17 protein-coding genes, 1 tRNA gene, 1 other RNA gene and 1 other annotated feature are annotated in these 16,677 nt (G+C 45.2%); of the genes, 13 read left to right on the top strand and 6 right to left on the bottom strand.

The genetic code is table 11. The annotated features are described in order from the left end of the window. Positions 1–949, bottom strand: a 949-nt coding sequence (locus V7728_RS20150; RefSeq protein WP_069007427.1) for a YaaC family protein, incomplete at its 3' end; no start/stop codon positions are given. A 120-nt stretch (positions 950–1,069) separates the two neighbouring features. Here V7728_RS20150 and guaB point away from each other — a divergent pair. The 5 genes from guaB (at position 1,070) to serS (ending at position 7,311) form a co-directional block, all read left to right on the top strand. Then, positions 1,070–2,536 carry an IMP dehydrogenase gene (guaB, locus tag V7728_RS20145; RefSeq protein WP_007408741.1) on the top strand — a complete coding sequence of 489 codons (1,467 nt, stop codon included), beginning with the start codon at positions 1,070–1,072 and terminating at the stop codon, positions 2,534–2,536. A 152-nt stretch (positions 2,537–2,688) separates the two neighbouring features. After that, a complete protein-coding gene (gene dacA / locus V7728_RS20140; protein WP_015239011.1) occupies positions 2,689–4,020 on the top strand; it encodes a D-alanyl-D-alanine carboxypeptidase in 1,332 nt (443 codons plus the stop codon). 197 nt (positions 4,021–4,217) lie between these two features. Continuing rightward, positions 4,218–5,102, top strand: coding sequence for a pyridoxal 5'-phosphate synthase lyase subunit PdxS (gene pdxS, locus V7728_RS20135; protein WP_003150714.1), 885 nt, complete (start codon positions 4,218–4,220; stop codon positions 5,100–5,102). A gap of 21 nt (positions 5,103–5,123) precedes the next feature. After that, a complete protein-coding gene (gene pdxT / locus V7728_RS20130) occupies positions 5,124–5,714 on the top strand; it encodes a pyridoxal 5'-phosphate synthase glutaminase subunit PdxT (protein WP_099566348.1) in 591 nt (196 codons plus the stop codon). A 52-nt stretch (positions 5,715–5,766) separates the two neighbouring features. Beyond that, positions 5,767–5,979: a binding site (T-box leader), on the top strand. A gap of 54 nt (positions 5,980–6,033) precedes the next feature. Next, a complete protein-coding gene (serS, locus tag V7728_RS20125) occupies positions 6,034–7,311 on the top strand; it encodes a serine--tRNA ligase (RefSeq protein ID WP_007408744.1) in 1,278 nt (425 codons plus the stop codon). 10 nt (positions 7,312–7,321) lie between these two features. Here the strand turns inward: serS and V7728_RS20120 are convergent, their stop codons facing one another. Beyond that, positions 7,322–8,467: a glycerate kinase gene (locus V7728_RS20120; protein WP_099566349.1), complete on the bottom strand. Its 1,146-nt coding sequence runs from the start codon at positions 8,465–8,467 to the stop codon at positions 7,322–7,324. 217 nt (positions 8,468–8,684) lie between these two features. On the opposite strand from V7728_RS20120, the gene V7728_RS20115 reads away from it, so the two are divergent. After that, a tRNA-Ser gene (locus V7728_RS20115) sits at positions 8,685–8,777 on the top strand. Positions 8,778–8,907: 130 nt separating this feature from the next. Here the strand turns inward: V7728_RS20115 and dck are convergent. From dck to V7728_RS20095, 4 genes are all read right to left on the bottom strand, one after another. Further along, positions 8,908–9,561 carry a deoxyadenosine/deoxycytidine kinase gene (dck, locus tag V7728_RS20110; protein WP_007615132.1) on the bottom strand — a complete coding sequence of 218 codons (654 nt, stop codon included), beginning with the start codon at positions 9,559–9,561 and terminating at the stop codon, positions 8,908–8,910. Then, entirely contained in the window at positions 9,558–10,181 is a 624-nt protein-coding gene (dgk, locus tag V7728_RS20105) for a deoxyguanosine kinase (protein ID WP_007408747.1), read from the bottom strand. The genes dck and dgk overlap by 4 nt, the downstream gene beginning before the upstream one ends. A gap of 95 nt (positions 10,182–10,276) precedes the next feature. After that, positions 10,277–11,560 carry a glycoside hydrolase family 18 protein gene (locus V7728_RS20100; protein WP_099566350.1) on the bottom strand — a complete coding sequence of 428 codons (1,284 nt, stop codon included), beginning with the start codon at positions 11,558–11,560 and terminating at the stop codon, positions 10,277–10,279. A 71-nt stretch (positions 11,561–11,631) separates the two neighbouring features. Next, positions 11,632–12,183, bottom strand: coding sequence for a cysteine hydrolase family protein (locus V7728_RS20095; protein WP_079891072.1), 552 nt, complete (start codon positions 12,181–12,183; stop codon positions 11,632–11,634). Positions 12,184–12,265: 82 nt separating this feature from the next. Here V7728_RS20095 and tadA point away from each other — a divergent pair, with 82 nt between their 5' ends. The 7 genes from tadA (at position 12,266) to V7728_RS20060 (ending at position 16,448) form a co-directional block, all read left to right on the top strand. Next, complete coding sequence (gene tadA / locus V7728_RS20090) at positions 12,266–12,748, top strand: tRNA adenosine(34) deaminase TadA (RefSeq protein ID WP_007615141.1); 483 nt, start codon at positions 12,266–12,268, stop codon at positions 12,746–12,748. An 84-nt stretch (positions 12,749–12,832) separates the two neighbouring features. Next, positions 12,833–13,097, top strand: an RNA gene (gene ffs / locus V7728_RS20085) — signal recognition particle sRNA large type. 133 nt (positions 13,098–13,230) lie between these two features. Further along, the gene (dnaX, locus tag V7728_RS20080; RefSeq protein WP_011996162.1) at positions 13,231–14,922 is read left to right on the top strand and encodes a DNA polymerase III subunit gamma/tau; all 1,692 of its coding nucleotides are present in this window, start codon (positions 13,231–13,233) and stop codon (positions 14,920–14,922) included. Between the two features lie 24 nt (positions 14,923–14,946). Further along, positions 14,947–15,270 carry a YbaB/EbfC family nucleoid-associated protein gene (locus tag V7728_RS20075; RefSeq protein WP_007408754.1) on the top strand — a complete coding sequence of 108 codons (324 nt, stop codon included), beginning with the start codon at positions 14,947–14,949 and terminating at the stop codon, positions 15,268–15,270. Between the two features lie 14 nt (positions 15,271–15,284). Next, positions 15,285–15,881 (top strand): recombination protein RecR, encoded by a 597-nt coding sequence (gene recR / locus V7728_RS20070; RefSeq protein ID WP_003150697.1) that lies wholly within the window; start codon positions 15,285–15,287, stop codon positions 15,879–15,881. Positions 15,882–15,899: 18 nt separating this feature from the next. Then, positions 15,900–16,124 carry a YaaL family protein gene (locus V7728_RS20065; RefSeq protein ID WP_007408755.1) on the top strand — a complete coding sequence of 75 codons (225 nt, stop codon included), beginning with the start codon at positions 15,900–15,902 and terminating at the stop codon, positions 16,122–16,124. A gap of 60 nt (positions 16,125–16,184) precedes the next feature. Further along, positions 16,185–16,448, top strand: coding sequence for a pro-sigmaK processing inhibitor BofA family protein (locus tag V7728_RS20060; protein WP_003150686.1), 264 nt, complete (start codon positions 16,185–16,187; stop codon positions 16,446–16,448). Positions 16,449–16,677: the final 229 nt, after the last annotated feature.

Genomic DNA, 16,677 nt, shown 5'->3' with positions numbered 1-16,677 from the left:
ATAAGTATTGCTTCAGGAAATTAGAAACGTAATACGGAAATTTTCGTTCCGTGACCTCTAAGAACCGGCGGATCATCACATAATCATCACTGACATGCTGTGTCAGCAGTTCATACCACCACTCCGTTTCATATCTCGCAATCATCCCGATATTGTAGAGGACCAAATAATGAATAATCATTTCCGGAAGATGGAGGAAGTGATCACGCTGAGAGGGAATGTAATATTGATTTTTCTCTAAGTGAAACAATAAATTTGGCGAAGACCAAGGTTCTCTGTCTATCGGGTCAGCCTCAAAAACCAAGTGGTTATGGTCTTTCCTCAGAAAAGACCACTTCAAATGATGGCTGATATATTCAGCAAAGCGGGAATCAGACATATTGTAATGAATCACCGCATGCTCAGGCACTGAAATAAGGTCATCTTTGAGCTCTACTCGGGTCAGCCAATTCTTTTTCTCTTGGAAGTAAAAGACAGTATGCAATTCAGGTATGGCTGTCAGCAATTTCTTCATTGTGTACCGTTCTTCCTCAAGACCAGCTATCCCGAATAAGTGCTTCATTACATGAATACATAAGCCATTGCGCTGCACCTTCACTTCATCATCCCTAAAGGAGTAATTTTGCTTTTTGCGTTTCCGGGCAGTCACGCCATGCGCGAGTACTGAGGCATGGCTTGGATAGCTTGGATCTGTGGTCAGAAGGCAGGCTTTCAGCAATTGTGACATCCCGTAAAACAACAGAATAGGCTTAATTTCTAAAGGGGAAAGAGATGCCTGCTTATAAAAGGACTCGGCGTGTTTGATAAAGAATATGAAGCGCTCACTGTTCTTAAACGCATATCGTTTTGGTTCTTCCATACCGCTTTCTGTATAGATTTTATTTAGAAATTTCTGGGAAGATTCTACGGAATAAAATAATGATAACTCTTTCCACTCATGATCTCTCATATGTATTTTTAAACCCTTTCCTTTATCTAAATATTTCAACTCTTTTTCGCTTCCTTGACATGCTGTTTTCTAGTTGATAATCTACATATAATATTTTGCCGAAAAGAGGGGGATTTACTAATGTGGGAAAGTAAATTTTCAAAAGAAGGCTTAACGTTCGATGATGTACTGCTCGTACCGGCTCAATCAGACGTACTTCCGCGTGATGTGGATTTATCTGTTGAACTGACAAAGACGTTAAAGCTTAATATTCCTGTCATCAGTGCGGGAATGGATACAGTAACAGAATCAGCTATGGCGATTGCGATGGCCAGACAGGGCGGCTTGGGCATTATCCATAAAAACATGTCCATCGAACAGCAGGCTGAACATGTTGACAAAGTCAAACGTTCTGAACGGGGCGTTATTACAAATCCCTTCTTTTTAACACCTGATCATCAAGTATTCGATGCGGAGCATTTGATGGGGAAATACAGAATTTCCGGTGTTCCGATCGTAGATAATAAAGACGATCAAAAGCTTGTCGGTATCATTACAAACCGTGATCTTCGCTTTATCTCTGATTATTCAATGAAAATCAGTGATGTCATGACAAAAGAAGAGCTGGTTACGGCTTCTGTGGGAACCACATTAGACGAAGCAGAAAAAATCTTACAGAAACATAAAATTGAAAAACTTCCGTTAGTGGATGACCAAAACAAATTAAAAGGTCTTATCACGATCAAAGATATTGAAAAGGTTATCGAATTCCCGAATTCATCTAAAGATGAACATGGACGCCTTATTGTCGGCGCTGCGGTAGGCGTGACAGGCGATACAATGACACGCGTCAGCAAGCTTGTTGAAGCGAATGTCGATGTTATCGTGGTTGATACGGCTCACGGACATTCCAGAGGCGTACTGAACACAGTCGCGAAAATCCGTGAAACATATCCTGAACTGAACATTATCGCAGGAAATGTTGCAACGGCTGAAGCGACAAAAGCTCTGATTGAAGCCGGAGCAAATATTGTCAAAGTGGGAATCGGACCTGGTTCTATCTGTACGACACGCGTCGTTGCAGGTGTAGGCGTACCGCAGATCACTGCCATTTATGATTGTGCCACTGAAGCGAGAAAACACGGTGCGACAATTATCGCAGACGGCGGTATTAAATTCTCCGGAGATATTACGAAAGCGTTGGCTTCAGGCGGACATGCCGTAATGCTCGGAAGTCTGCTTGCCGGTACTTCAGAAAGCCCGGGAGAGACTGAAATCTATCAAGGCAGAAGATTTAAAGTGTATCGGGGTATGGGTTCTGTCGCTGCCATGGAAAAAGGCAGTAAAGACCGATATTTCCAAGAAGAAAATAAGAAATTCGTCCCTGAAGGTATCGAAGGACGGACTCCGTACAAAGGTCCTGTAGAAGAAACAGTGTATCAGCTTGTCGGCGGTCTTCGTTCAGGTATGGGATATTGCGGTTCAAAAGACTTGCGCGCTTTAAGAGAAGAGGCTCAATTCATCCGCATGACAGGTGCCGGACTTCGCGAAAGTCATCCGCATGATGTCCAAATTACGAAAGAATCACCAAACTACACAATCTCATAATTGTTACAAATAAAAAACATTTGACAGGGTCGCTGACTCTGTCTATTTTTTTTATATCGAGTGTGATAAAATTTATACTGTTGTGTTTTGAATTTGAATATGTCCTTAACGGCTTAATTATAGATTTAAAATGAATGACGGAGGTCGTAAGATTGAACATCACGAAATGGAAACAGCTGTTGGTGTCATTAGTGGTACTGGCACTGGCCGCAACTTGCTTTGTTCCAATGTCTAAAGCGGAGGCAGCCGGCAATGACCCGATTGATGTCAACGCATCAGCTGCGATAATGATTGAGGCTTCATCGGGAAAAATTTTATACAGTAAAAATGCAGACAAAAGACTGCCGATTGCCAGCATGACAAAAATGATGACTGAATATCTGCTTCTGGAAGCCATTAAAGAAGGAAAAGTGAAATGGGATCAAACGTATACTCCTGATGATTATGTCTATGAAATTTCTCAAGACAACAGTTTATCAAACGTCCCCCTTCGAAAAGACGGCAAATACACGGTTAAAGAACTGTATCAGGCTATGGCGATTTACTCTGCCAACGGAGCCGCGATTGCAGTTGCCGAAATTCTTGCCGGAACTGAAACGAAATTTGTCGCTGAAATGAATGCGAAAGCCAAAGAATTAGGCATGACAAACTATGATTTTAAAAATGCCACAGGGCTTGTGAATGAAGACCTTCACGGCAAGCAGCCGCAAGGAGAAGGCGTTAAAGAAGAGAGTGAAGTTTCTGCTAAAGACATGGCGCTTCTTGCAGACCGCCTGATCACTGATTATCCGGAAGTTCTCAAAACAACAAGCATCGCTAAAACGAAATTCAGAGCCGGCACTGATGATGAAATGGACATGCCGAACTGGAACTTCATGTTAAAAGGTCTTGTTTCTGAATACCCTGGCGTTGACGGCTTGAAAACGGGTTCTACTGATTCTGCGGGATCTTGTTTTACAAGCACAGCACAGCGGAACGGAATGCGGGTCATCACGGTTGTATTAGACGCAAAAGGCAACCTGCATACCGGACGTTTTGATGAAACGAAAAAAATGCTCGATTACGCATTTAACAGCAATTTCTCCATGAAAGATCTTTACCCTGAAGGCTCTCAAGTAAAAGGGCACAAAACGATTGACGTTGAAAAAGGGAAAGACAAGCAAGTCGATATTGTTACTGACAAGGCGCTTTCTATTCCTGTGAAAAGCGGGGATGAAAAGAACTATAAAGCCGAAGTGACTTTAGATAAAAAAGAAATCACGGCTCCTGTGAAAAAGGGAACGAAAGTCGGAACGCTGACAGTTACATACAAAGGCAGTGACAAAGACTATGGCTTCCTCAAATCCAAAGAGTTCAGCGTGAATCTTGTAACGAAAAATGATGTAGATAAAGCAAACTGGTTTGTTCAGATGATGCGCGGCATCGGCGGATTCTTCTCCGGTATCTGGAACAGCGCCGTTGACACGGTAACAGGCTGGTTTTAAGAAATAAGAAAGAGCTCTGATGAAAGTTAGGGCTCTTTTGCTTAATATACTGAAAAAACCAAATTATTAGTAAAAAAATGATATCTATCTTATTCATCTCGCTGTAAAATAAGAATACCCATATGAAATATTGTATTTCTGGGATACAATAAGAGATAGAAATTATCTAACTATACATTGACTAGGGGGACCAAATAATGGCTCAAACAGGTACTGATCGTGTAAAACGCGGCATGGCGGAAATGCAAAAAGGCGGCGTCATCATGGACGTTGTAAATGCTGAACAAGCGAAGATTGCGGAAGAGGCGGGAGCTGTTGCCGTAATGGCGTTAGAACGCGTTCCGGCTGATATTCGCGCTGCCGGCGGTGTTGCCCGCATGGCTGATCCGACAATCGTTGAAGAAGTAATGAATGCTGTATCCATTCCCGTAATGGCAAAAGCGCGTATCGGACATATCGTTGAAGCGCGTGTCCTTGAAGCAATGGGAGTAGATTACATCGATGAAAGTGAAGTTCTGACTCCGGCTGACGAAGAATTTCATTTAAATAAAAACGAATATACAGTCCCGTTCGTATGCGGCTGCCGTGATCTCGGCGAAGCAACGCGCCGTATCGCTGAAGGAGCTTCCATGCTTCGTACAAAAGGCGAACCGGGAACAGGAAACATTGTGGAAGCTGTCCGCCATATGAGAAAAGTAAACGCGCAAGTGCGCAAAGTTGTTGCGATGAGCGATGACGAGCTGATGACTGAAGCTAAAAACCTCGGCGCTCCTTATGAACTGCTTCTTCAAATCAAGCGTGACGGCAAACTGCCTGTAGTGAACTTTGCTGCCGGCGGAGTAGCGACGCCTGCTGACGCGGCATTGATGATGCAGCTTGGCGCTGACGGCGTATTTGTCGGTTCAGGTATTTTCAAATCAGACAACCCTGCTAAATTCGCCAAAGCAATTGTTGAAGCAACGACTCATTACACAGACTACAAACTGATCGCTGAGCTTTCTAAAGAATTAGGCACAGCAATGAAAGGAATCGAAATCTCAAATCTATTGCCGGAACAGCGTATGCAAGAACGCGGCTGGTAAAACCATAGGAGAGCTGGAAGCATGTTAACAATTGGTGTACTTGGACTTCAAGGAGCAGTAAGAGAACATATTCGTTCAATTGAAGCATGTGGTTCAAAAGGTGTCGTCATTAAGCGTCCTGAACAGCTGAATGACATCGACGGCTTAATCCTGCCGGGCGGGGAAAGCACGACGATGCGGCGTTTAATGGATACGTATCATTTTATGGAGCCGCTTCGCGAGTTTGCCGCCCGAGGCAAGCCGATGTTCGGCACATGCGCCGGTCTGATTATTTTAGCCAAAGAGATAGCGGGAACGGATAACGCTCATCTAGGGCTGTTGAACGTTGTCGTCGAGCGTAATTCCTTTGGCCGTCAGGTCGACAGCTTTGAAGCTGATCTGACGATTAAAGGCCTTGATGAGCCGTTTACGGGTGTATTTATTCGCGCGCCGCATATTTTAGAAGCCGGAGAAGATGTTGAAGTGCTTTGTGAGCATAACGGACGCATCGTGGCTGCAAAGCAGGGGAATTTCCTCGGCTGCTCGTTCCATCCTGAACTGACGGATGATCACCGGGTGACAGAGCTGTTTGTGAAGATGGCGGAAAAGCATAAGCAGGAAACAGCTGTATAAAACAGTTGAAAACCGCTGATACTTATAGTACATTATAAACACAAATAAAGATCGAAAAGCGTTGACAGGAAGCAGTAGGAAGCCTCTCTTTCAAAGAGAGCCGATGGGTGGTGCGAATCGGTGAAAGATGCTGTCCGAATCCGTCCTTGAGCGAAATGCTGAAACCAAGTAGGCATTTACGGGAAAACCGTTATGTGTTAAAGCGGGAAGCAAGTGTGAGCTTGTTTTCAATCAGGGTGGCAACGCGAGAGCTCTCGTCCCTTTTAGGGGATGAGGGCTCTTTTTTATTTTCGATAAAAACAGATAGGAGTTGTTAGGCATGATTGATACGAAGGTGCTGAGAGCCAATTTTCAAGAGGTGAAAGCGAAGCTCATTCCAAAAGGCGAAGACTTATCTGACTTTGACAAGTTTGAAGAGCTGGACGAAAAGAGAAGAGAGCTTATCGGTAAAGTAGAAGAACTGAAGGGAAAACGCAATGAAGTATCTCAGCAGGTCGCCGTTTTGAAACGGGAGAAAAAAGACGCTGATCATATTATTAAAGAGATGCGCGAAGTGGGCGAAGAAATTAAGAAGCTTGATGAAGAGCTTCGTACTGTCGAAACGACGCTCGAAACCATCCTTCTGTCTATTCCGAACATCCCGCACGATTCAGTGCCCGTCGGGGAAACGGAAGATGATAACATTGAAATCCGCAAGTGGGGAGAGGCGCCGGCATTTTCATATGAGCCGAAACCGCATTGGGATATCGCAGACCATTTAAACATTCTTGATTTCGAACGCGCTTCAAAAGTAACAGGCAGCCGGTTTGTGTTTTATAAAGGATTAGGCGCCCGCCTCGAACGCGCGCTCTACAACTTTATGCTGGATCTTCACGTTGATGAATATGATTACACGGAAGTCATTCCTCCTTATATGGTAAACCGTACGAGCATGACAGGTACGGGACAGCTTCCTAAATTTGAAGAGGATGCTTTTAAAATCAGAGAAGAGGATTATTTCTTAATTCCGACGGCGGAAGTGCCGATTACAAATATGCACCGCGATGAAATCTTATCCGGTGAGAACCTGCCGATCAATTATGCCGCATTCAGCGCCTGCTTCCGTTCAGAAGCGGGATCTGCCGGCCGTGATACACGCGGTTTGATCCGCCAGCATCAGTTCAACAAGGTTGAGCTTGTGAAATTCGTGAAGCCGGAAGATTCTTATGAGGAGCTTGAAAAACTGACGAATCAAGCTGAGCGGGTGCTTCAGCTGCTTGAACTGCCGTATCGTGTCATGAGCATGTGTACCGGTGATCTCGGCTTTACAGCCGCGAAAAAGTACGATATTGAGGTATGGATTCCAAGCCAAGACACATACCGTGAAATTTCTTCTTGCAGTAACTTTGAGGCCTTCCAGGCGAGACGCGCAAACATTCGATTCAGACGCGAAGCGAAAGGCAAGCCGGAGCATGTGCATACATTAAACGGTTCAGGTCTTGCAGTCGGCAGAACAGTAGCTGCCATCTTAGAAAACTATCAGCAGGAAGACGGAAGTGTCATCATTCCGAAAGTGCTTCGTCCTTATATGGGAAATAAAGAAGTCATCAAACCGTAAAAGGTGCGCCCTAGAGGCGCGCCTTTTTTGCTGCCCGGTATAGAGCGGCGGCATTCCGGGCTGTGCTTTCAAGGTTAAAACGGCCGGATGCTAAGGCGTCTTCAAGACTTACAGCGCCGGGCACGATAGAAAATACAGCCGTTATTCCTGCGCTGTAAACATGCTCGAAATTTTTGCCTAAGGAGCCCGCCAATGCGATAACGGGAATTTCTTGAGCAGATGCGCGTGCGGCGATCCCGGCGGGGGTTTTGCCGAATATCGTTTGTCCGTCTATCTGCCCCTCTCCGGTAATGACAAGGTCAGCGCCTCTTATCTGATCTGAGAAGGACAGTGTATCTAATACAACATCAATCCCGCTTTGAAGTTCTGCCTGTAAGAAAGCGATCAGTCCGGCGCCCAGTCCCCCTGCGGCGCCCGCGCCTTTTACGGTATCCGCTTCGATACCGTGCTGACGTCTCAATATGTCAGCGAAATGGCGTAAGTTGCGATCCAATACAACTTTAGTCTTCTCGGATGCCCCTTTTTGCGGGCCGAAGACATATGAAGCGCCGTTTTCACCGGTCAGGGGATTTTCGACATCACATGCGGCACGGATACGGATATGTTTCAGTTCAGGAGAGAGACCGCTTATATCAATAGAAGCTAGGGTGTGCAGAGCGCCTCCGCCGTCAGGTATCTCCTGACCTTCCTCATTTAAGAAACGCACACCGAGCGCGCTCGCCATTCCTGTTCCGCCGTCATTGGTTGCGCTCCCGCCAAGTCCGATGATGATCTCACCCGCCCCGCGGGAAGCTGCATCTGCTATCAGTTCACCCGTTCCTCTTGTCGTTGTGATCAACGGATCTCTGAGATGGCGGGGAACGAGATGAAGTCCCGATGCTTCCGCCATTTCAATGACTGCTGTGCGTCCGTCTCCCAGAAGTCCATATGCGGCGTTTACCGGCATTCCCAGCGGACCGGTCACAGTTTTTTTGATGATGCTTCCGCCAGTGGCATCCGTCAAAGCCTGAACGGTTCCTTCTCCGCCATCGGCCGCGGGTATCTTGATATATTCCGCGTCAGGGAGGACCGCTTTGAATCCTTTTTCTATGCTGTCAGCGGCTTCTTTTGATGTCATGCTTTCTTTGAAAGAATCCGGTGCAATAATGATTTTCATTATGTTCTCCACCTTTATGAGCAGGTTATCTGTTTGAATCTATTCTTGATTTTTACTGTGTTTTCCTGCCCGTATGGCATACTGAGGTTGAATTGGACGCAAGACTTTTGTATGATAGTAAAGCTGACGGACAAGACGTTTAAGAAATGAAATAAAAAATATGAAAAAGCGCTTGACTGAAATTTAGGTCATGTGTTATATTATTAAATGTCGATACGGAGGAATACCCAAGTCTGGCTGAAGGGATCGGTCTTGAAAACCGACAGGGGTGTCAAAGCCCGCGGGGGTTCGAATCCCTCTTCCTCCGCCATATTGATTTTAAACCTAATGAAACTCGAGCATATATTGGAGATTGTTTTGTCCGCTGCATGTGATGCAGCGGATTTTTTATATGCAAAAAAAGCGATTTTCTCTGTCCGGGGAAAATCGCTTTGCTATTTTTATTTATTTCTGTTTTCGTTGATCACGTGACTGATTTTTTCGATCAAAGGTTCCAGTGACTGTTCATCAGCTTCAAGGTCATAATCTTCAATGCGTACTTTCAGCACAGGGCAGGCGTTAAAACCGCTGATCCAGTCTTCGTACCGTGTATACATCTCTTCCCAATAGGAGCGGTTTGTCTGCAGCTCCATCTCGCGGCCCCGCTTTTCAATCCGGTTTATAATGTTTTCAAGGTCGCCTTCTAAATAGATCAAAACATCAGGATGGGGGAAGTACGGCGTCATGACCATCGCCTCAAATAGACTTGTGTATGTTGTGTAATCTGTCAGCGACATGGTTCCTTTATCGGCATGCATTTTTGCGAATATGCCTGTATCTTCATAAATCGAACGGTCCTGCACGAATCCGCCGCCTGATTCAAACATATTTTTCTGCTCTTTGAACCGCTCAGCCAGAAAATAAATTTGTAAATGGAAGCTCCAGCGTTCAAAATCGTGATAAAACTTCTCTAAATAAGGGTTTTCATCCACTTCCTCAAGTGAGGTATGAAACCCGAGCCGTTTTGCTAAAGCTTTGGTCAAAGTCGATTTTCCGACTCCTACCGTTCCTGCTACTGTGATAATGGCGTTGTTTGGAATATGAATGTCTTTCATTTAATAAGCTCCTTTACCTGACGGGCAATTCTTTCATAGTCTGTCTTATTCAAAACAAAGTCTTCAGTATCACCGTCAATGGTCAGTACAGATATATCCGGATCTTCTTCCTGAAGCTGTCTGATGGCTGTGTCGTAATCTGCAATGAGACGTTCCAGATATTGATGCTCGATATTTTTCTCAAACGGGCGCCCGCGTTTTTCAATGCGTTGAAGCAATGTCGGCAGGCTTGCCTTTATGTATACAATGATATTCGGTTTCGGCAGGTCGTGAGTGAGCAGATGATAAATCTGCTTATATTTCTCAAGCTTTTGGCCGTGCAATGTACGCTCTGCGAAAATAACATTTTTATAAATATGATAATCGGACAATACGGGCTGTCCTTGTTTTAAATAATCTCGATCGGTGTCCTCAAGCTGTTTATACCTGTGACATAGAAAAAACATTTCAAGCTGGAAACTCCACTCCTCGATATTGTCATAAAACTTATCGAGATAAGGGTTGTCTTCCACAATCTCATTAATCATAGGAAAACCGAGCTCTTCAGAAAGCATCGTAGCGAGTGTCGTTTTTCCTGCCCCGATAGGACCTTCTACCGCGATAAAAGGGGCTCTGTTCATTGAAAATCCTCCTTAATTCTGCAAACATCCGTCAGCTGCCGGCCTTTATATTGTATCACACTCTCAGAAAAGCCCATGAAAAAAGACGCTTCCATTTAACGAAACGTCTCTTTTACAATATGAAATTGATCGTTGAGCAAAAGCCAGTTTTGCGGGAAAGAAAGGCCGAGTTTCCAATAGCTGATTCCTCTTAAATGAAGTTCTTTAATTAAATTGAATTTCGCTTGAATGGATCGTGCGTCTTCAAACCATACTTCATGCCGTCTCTGATTTTCATCCGTGTATCGGAAGAATGGAGCCTGGGCGGTTTCGTCATATTGAATGTCGACTTTATAGCGTGCTGCCAGAGCGATTGCCTGCTGAGGACTGACGGCTTTGGCTGTCGTTCCCTGTTTAAAAGGCAGTGTCCAATCATAGCCGTACATATTTTGGCCCATGACGATTTTTGAAGAAGGCATTTCCGTCAGCGCGTACTCAATGACATTTCTTACAGGGCCGATAGGTGATACGGCCTGAGCCGGGCCTCCGCTGTACCCCCACTCATATGTCATGATCACGACAAAATCGACGATTTCTCCATGTGCCCTATAGTCATGTGCTTCGTACCATTTGCCGGCCTGAGTCGCGCTCGTTTTCGGAGCAAGCGCCGTTGAAATCTTCCAGCCTTCCCGATGAAAAATCGTCCTCGCTTCACGTAAAAAACGATTGTAGGCTTCTCTGTCCTGTGGACGTAAATATTCGAAATCAAAGTGAATATCGCGAAAGCCGTACTTTTTAGCCGTGGAGACGATTTCCTGAAAGAGTTTTGTTTTCACTGTATTGTCATTCAAGATGAGCCGCCCGAGTTCATCGCTGAATGCGTCATTTTCAAGGTTGGTGATGATCATCATCAGTGTGGTGTTGTGCCTGTCACTGATGCTTTTTAAATTGGTCAGAGGCGGTTCCTTTAAAGTCCCGTTCCGCTGCACTTGAAAACTGAATGCGCCGAGGTATGTTAAATAAGGAGAGGCCTCCCTTGCCGCCTGCTGGAGATTAGCGCTTACGCTCGTTCCCCGCGGTTCTATATATGCATTTGATTCGATATCGGGCTTATTCGCCTGCTGCGGAATGTAAAGGCGGGTTCCGGCTCTCAATGTGGTGCCGGGCTGAATTCCGTTCACCCTCGCAAGCTCCGCGGCCGATATATGAAAACGGCCGGCGATTGCAGCGAGAGTATCACCTTGTTTCACTTCGTAATATTGACCCTCAATCGGGATGACAAGGGTTTGTCCGACAACCAATGTATTTGGATTAGGCAGTTTATTTGCTTCCGCAATGACATTTGCGGCAGTCCGGTAGCGCGCCGCAATAGCGGAAAGCGTGTCGCCCCGTTTCACTATATAGATCTGAATGAAAAACGCCTCCTTTCATATCCGCTATCAAATATATGAAAAAAGGAGGCTGATCATGTTTATTTTTCGGCGGTAATTTGTTTTTCCGTGGTTATTTCTGCGAAGAGAACATTCTCCATCATGGTCAAAGCGAAATCATTGTCTTCGTCGTTATTGGAAGCGGTGCAGTCTTTCGGAATGGCAATGCTGTATTCTCTCATATAGGCGTCGTTGGCCGTGAACAGCACACAAATGTTCCCGGCAATCCCCGTGATGATTAATCGGTTCACTTGTAATTCGGTCAGAAGGGTGTGAAGCGCCGTTTCGTAAAAAGCGGAATGCTTCGGTTTAATGAGAAAATAATCATCCGGCTGAGGCGAAATATCTTTTATAATGGGGGCGCTTCTGTCGTTGCTGCATTCCTCCCTGATGGCATCAATATCAGCCTTCCAGAGCCCGTAATGATCATTAATATAAATAATCGGCCAGTTGCTTTGTTTTGCATGCTTCTTTAATGATAAAATACGGGGGACAATTTGTTTGGTTTTTTCAGCAAGACGTTCGCCCATATCAAATTGAAAATTGTTGATCATATCGACAATCAGAAGGGCTGTGTTGTTAGGTTCAGACAATACCGGCAACTCCTTTCTGCGGGGGTATTCCTATTTTAACCTTTATGAGACATGAAAAAACTTAAGAAGAGAGCTCGAACCTATGAATGATGAATATTATATGAGAGAAGCCATAAAAGAAGCGAAGAAAGCCGAAGCGAAAGGTGAAGTGCCGATCGGAGCAGTTCTTGTTCTGCACGATGAGATCGTGGCGCGGGCGCATAATCTGCGGGAGACTGAACAGAGGTCGCTTGCCCACGCCGAAATGCTGGCGATAGACGAAGCGTGCCGTAAGCTGGGGACATGGAGACTTGAGGATGCCGTTCTTTATGTCACTTTGGAGCCGTGTCCGATGTGTGCGGGAGCCGTCGTGCTTTCGAGAGTCGATAAGGTCGTATTCGGCGCATTTGATCCCAAGGGGGGCTGTACAGGAACGCTGATGAACCTCTTGCAGGAAGAGCGGTTCAACCACCAAGCGGAAGTGGTGAGCGGCGTGCTCGGAGAAGAGTGCGGAGAAATGCTCAGCGCTTTTTTCAGAAAGCTGCGCCGGCAAAAGAAAGACATGAGGAAAAAGTTGTCTGAGTAGTACGGTTGCATTTTCTGCCTGAAGCAGATATACTTATGTGTGCATCATGAATGGTGCGCATATAAAAATTTGATATTTATTTTGCCGTGCTAAGCGGGGAGGTAGCGGTGCCCTGTACCCGCAATCCGCTCTAGCGGGGCCGAATCCCTTCTCGAGGTTCGTTTACTGTAAGGTCTGCCTTAAGTAAGTGGCGTTGACGTCTGGGTCCTGCGCAATGGGAATTCATGAACCATGTCAGGTCCGGAAGGAAGCAGCATTAAGTGAAACCTCTCATGTGCCGCAGGGTTGCCTGGGCTGAGCTAACTGCTTAAGTAACGCTTAGGGTAGCGAATCGACAGAAGGTGCACGGTAAATCAATCATCAAATTTCAGACTCACCTGTTTATGGCAGGTGAGTTTTTTCGTATATGAAAAACGGGTTTTGGCGTTAAAAGCACGTTCATGTATAATAAACATGATGAATAACAGAGGAGGGCGCATCCTGTGGGTTACCAAGCTTTATATCGAGTATTTAGGCCTCAGCAGTTTGAAGATGTGGTCGGACAGGAACACATTACGAAAACGCTGCAAAATGCCCTTTTGCAAAAGAAATTTTCTCATGCATATCTGTTTTCTGGACCGCGGGGAACGGGAAAAACCAGTGCAGCTAAAATATTTGCGAAAGCAGTCAACTGTGAGCACGCCCCCGTAGAAGAACCGTGCAATGAATGTGCGGCGTGCAAGGGGATCACAAACGGCTCTATATCAGATGTGATTGAAATAGATGCGGCGTCGAATAACGGCGTAGACGAAATCCGCGACATCCGTGACAAAGTAAAATTCGCCCCGTCGGCCGTCACCTACAAAGTATATATTATAGATGAGGTGCATATGCTCTCTATCGGCGCATTCAATGCGCTTCTGAAAACGCTGGAAGAACCGCCGGCACATTGCATTTTCATATTAGCTACGACTGAGCCTCATAAGATTCCTTTAACCATTATCTCCAGATGTCAGCGTTTTGACTTCAAACGGATTACATCCAAAGCAATTGTCGGACGAATGAAGACAATCGTCGATGCAGAGCAGCTGAAGGTGGAAGAAGGAGCCCTTGATATCATAGCGAGTGCTGCGGACGGAGGAATGAGGGACGCGCTGAGCCTGCTCGATCAAGCCGTATCATTCAGCGGCGAGGAGCTGTCGGTGGATGACGCATTGCTCATTACCGGAGCCGTTTCTCAGCACTATATTGGGAAACTGGCATCTGCTCTTCACCGCAAACAGGTTTCCGAGGCATTGGAGACACTGAATGAATTGCTCCAGCAAGGGAAAGATGCGGCCAAACTGATTGAAGATATGATTTTCTATTTTAGGGATATGCTCTTGTACCAGGCCGCTCCCGGTTTAGAAGGAGTCCTGGAGAAGGTGAAGGTCGATGAAACGTTTCGGAATCTGAGCGGTGACATACCGGCCCCCGCTTTATATGAGATGATTGATATCCTGAATAAAAGCCATCAGGAAATGAAGTGGACGAACCACCCAAGAATCTTTTTTGAAGTGGCTGTCGTGAAAATATGCCAGACGGCACAGCAATCCGCCGGAGACATCCCTGAGGTCGGCATGCTGATGAATAAGATTCAGCAGCTTGAGCAGGAAGTAGAAAGGCTGAAAACCTCCGGTGTGAAGGTTCAGATGGAAAGCGCTCCGAAAGAAGCTCCGCGTCCTCAAAAAGGCGGAAAAAGCCATTACAAAGCTCCGGTCGGAAGAATTCATGAGATATTGAAGGAAGCCACAAGACCTGAACTTGAACAGCTTAAAAGCAGCTGGGGCAAGCTGCTGGCACACCTGAAACAGCAGAATAAGGTGTCTCATGCGGCTCTGTTGAATGACAGTGAACCGGTGGCTGCTGCTCAAAAGGCATTTGTGCTTAAATTTAAATACGAAATCCATTGTAAAATGGTTGCAGAAGACAATAACGGAGTCCGTACGAATCTTGAACAGATTCTCGAATCAATGCTCGGGAAAAGAATGGATTTGATTGGCGTTCCGGAAGCACAATGGGGTAAAATAAGAGAAGAATTTTTAAATGATCACCAGCAGGAAAGTGAAGGATCAAACGAACCGGCTGAAGAAGATCCGCTGATTGCAGAGGCGAAAAAACTTGTCGGAGCGGATTTAATCGAAATAAAAGACTAATAAGATGAAAGAGAGTGATTGAATATGCGTGGCGGAATGGGAAACATGCAAAAAATGATGAAACAAATGCAAAAAATGCAAAAGGATATGGCGAAGGCTCAGGAGGAGCTTGCTGAAAAAGTGCTTGAAGGCACAGCGGGCGGCGGTATGGTGACTGTAAAAGTCAACGGCCAAAAAGAAGTTGTAGACATTGCCATTAAAGAAGAAGTCGTTGATCCGGAAGATATCGAAATGCTTCAGGACCTGGTTCTTGCTGCGACAAACGACGCCCTCAAAAAAGTGGATGACATGACGAATGAGACAATGGGACAATTTACAAAAGGAATGAACATACCGGGTTTATTCTAGGGGGATAAATAAACATGCAGTATCCTGAACCAATATCAAAGCTGATTGACAGCTTTATGAAATTGCCAGGGATCGGACCGAAAACAGCGGTTCGTCTGGCTTTTTTTGTTCTAGGTATGAAAGAAGACACAGTATTGGATTTTGCTAAGGCGCTTGTCAATGCGAAGCGGAATCTGACATATTGCTCGATTTGCGGACATATAACAGATCAGGACCCTTGTTATATATGTGAGGACACAAGAAGGGATAAGTCTGTTATTTGTGTCGTGCAGGACCCTAAGGATGTGATCGCAATGGAGAAAATGAAGGAATATAACGGCCAGTATCATGTTCTTCACGGCGCGATTTCACCAATGGACGGCATCGGCCCGGAGGATATTAAGATTCCGGAGCTGCTGAAACGTCTTCAGGATGATCAAGTGACAGAAGTCATTCTCGCAACCAACCCTAATATTGAAGGGGAAGCAACAGCGATGTATATATCAAGGCTGTTAAAGCCCTCAGGCATCAAGCTCTCCCGTATTGCCCACGGTCTGCCCGTCGGCGGTGATTTGGAATATGCTGATGAGGTCACTCTTTCAAAAGCTCTTGAAGGAAGACGTGAATTGTAAGGGAGGAAAAAGCAAGGCATGGGTTTTCTTCGCAGAAATACATTAAGAAAAGAGTTTGATGAGAAGCTGATAGAACAGCTCTTTAAACAAAAAGAAGAATGGAACAGACAGAAGAGTCTGGTCGAGAAAAGTCTCGAGCCCTCCGCTGAGGTGTTGTTTGAGCTGAAAGTCGCTGAATCTAAGTACTTTTTTTATTTGAAAGAAGCGAAGCAGCGGAATTTGAAAATGAGCAGATGGAAGTAAGAGGTCTATTCTCCGGGATCTTCTCATAAGCTTGTACTAAACAAGCGAGGGGGAAGATTCATGGAGCCTTTTTTCATTATCGGTTTGATTGTCGGTCTGGTTGCTTTGCTTTTTTTATGGGGAGTATCTTCAAAACCGTTAAGATGGATTGGTGTGACTGCGATTAAGTTTATTGCCGGTGCGATTCTGCTGGTGGGTGTGAACTTGTTCGGAGGCAGTCTCGGTATTCATATCCCTGTTAACCTGATTACAACGGGCATCAGCGGGATTCTGGGGATTCCCGGCATCGCGGCTTTGATAGTCATTAAACGCTTCATCATTTAATTTATCGATTATTGTTGACATGTAGAATCAAGGGTGGTATTCTAATATACGTCGCTGATGACGAAACGAATTCTAAAAAAGAAATTTTAAAAAGTTGTTGACGACATTGAAGTTGATATGTTACAATAATTAAGTCGCTTCAAGAGCGATGAACAAAGTTCTTTGAAAACTAAACAAGACAAAACGTACCTGTTAATTCAAAGTTTTAAATAAATCGCACAGCAATGTG

Source organism: Bacillus sp. JHAA (assembly GCF_036961585.1).
GTDB classification, from domain to species: Bacteria; Bacillota; Bacilli; order Bacillales; family Bacillaceae; genus Bacillus; species Bacillus velezensis.
This window is presented reverse-complemented; position numbering and strand designations above follow the sequence as displayed.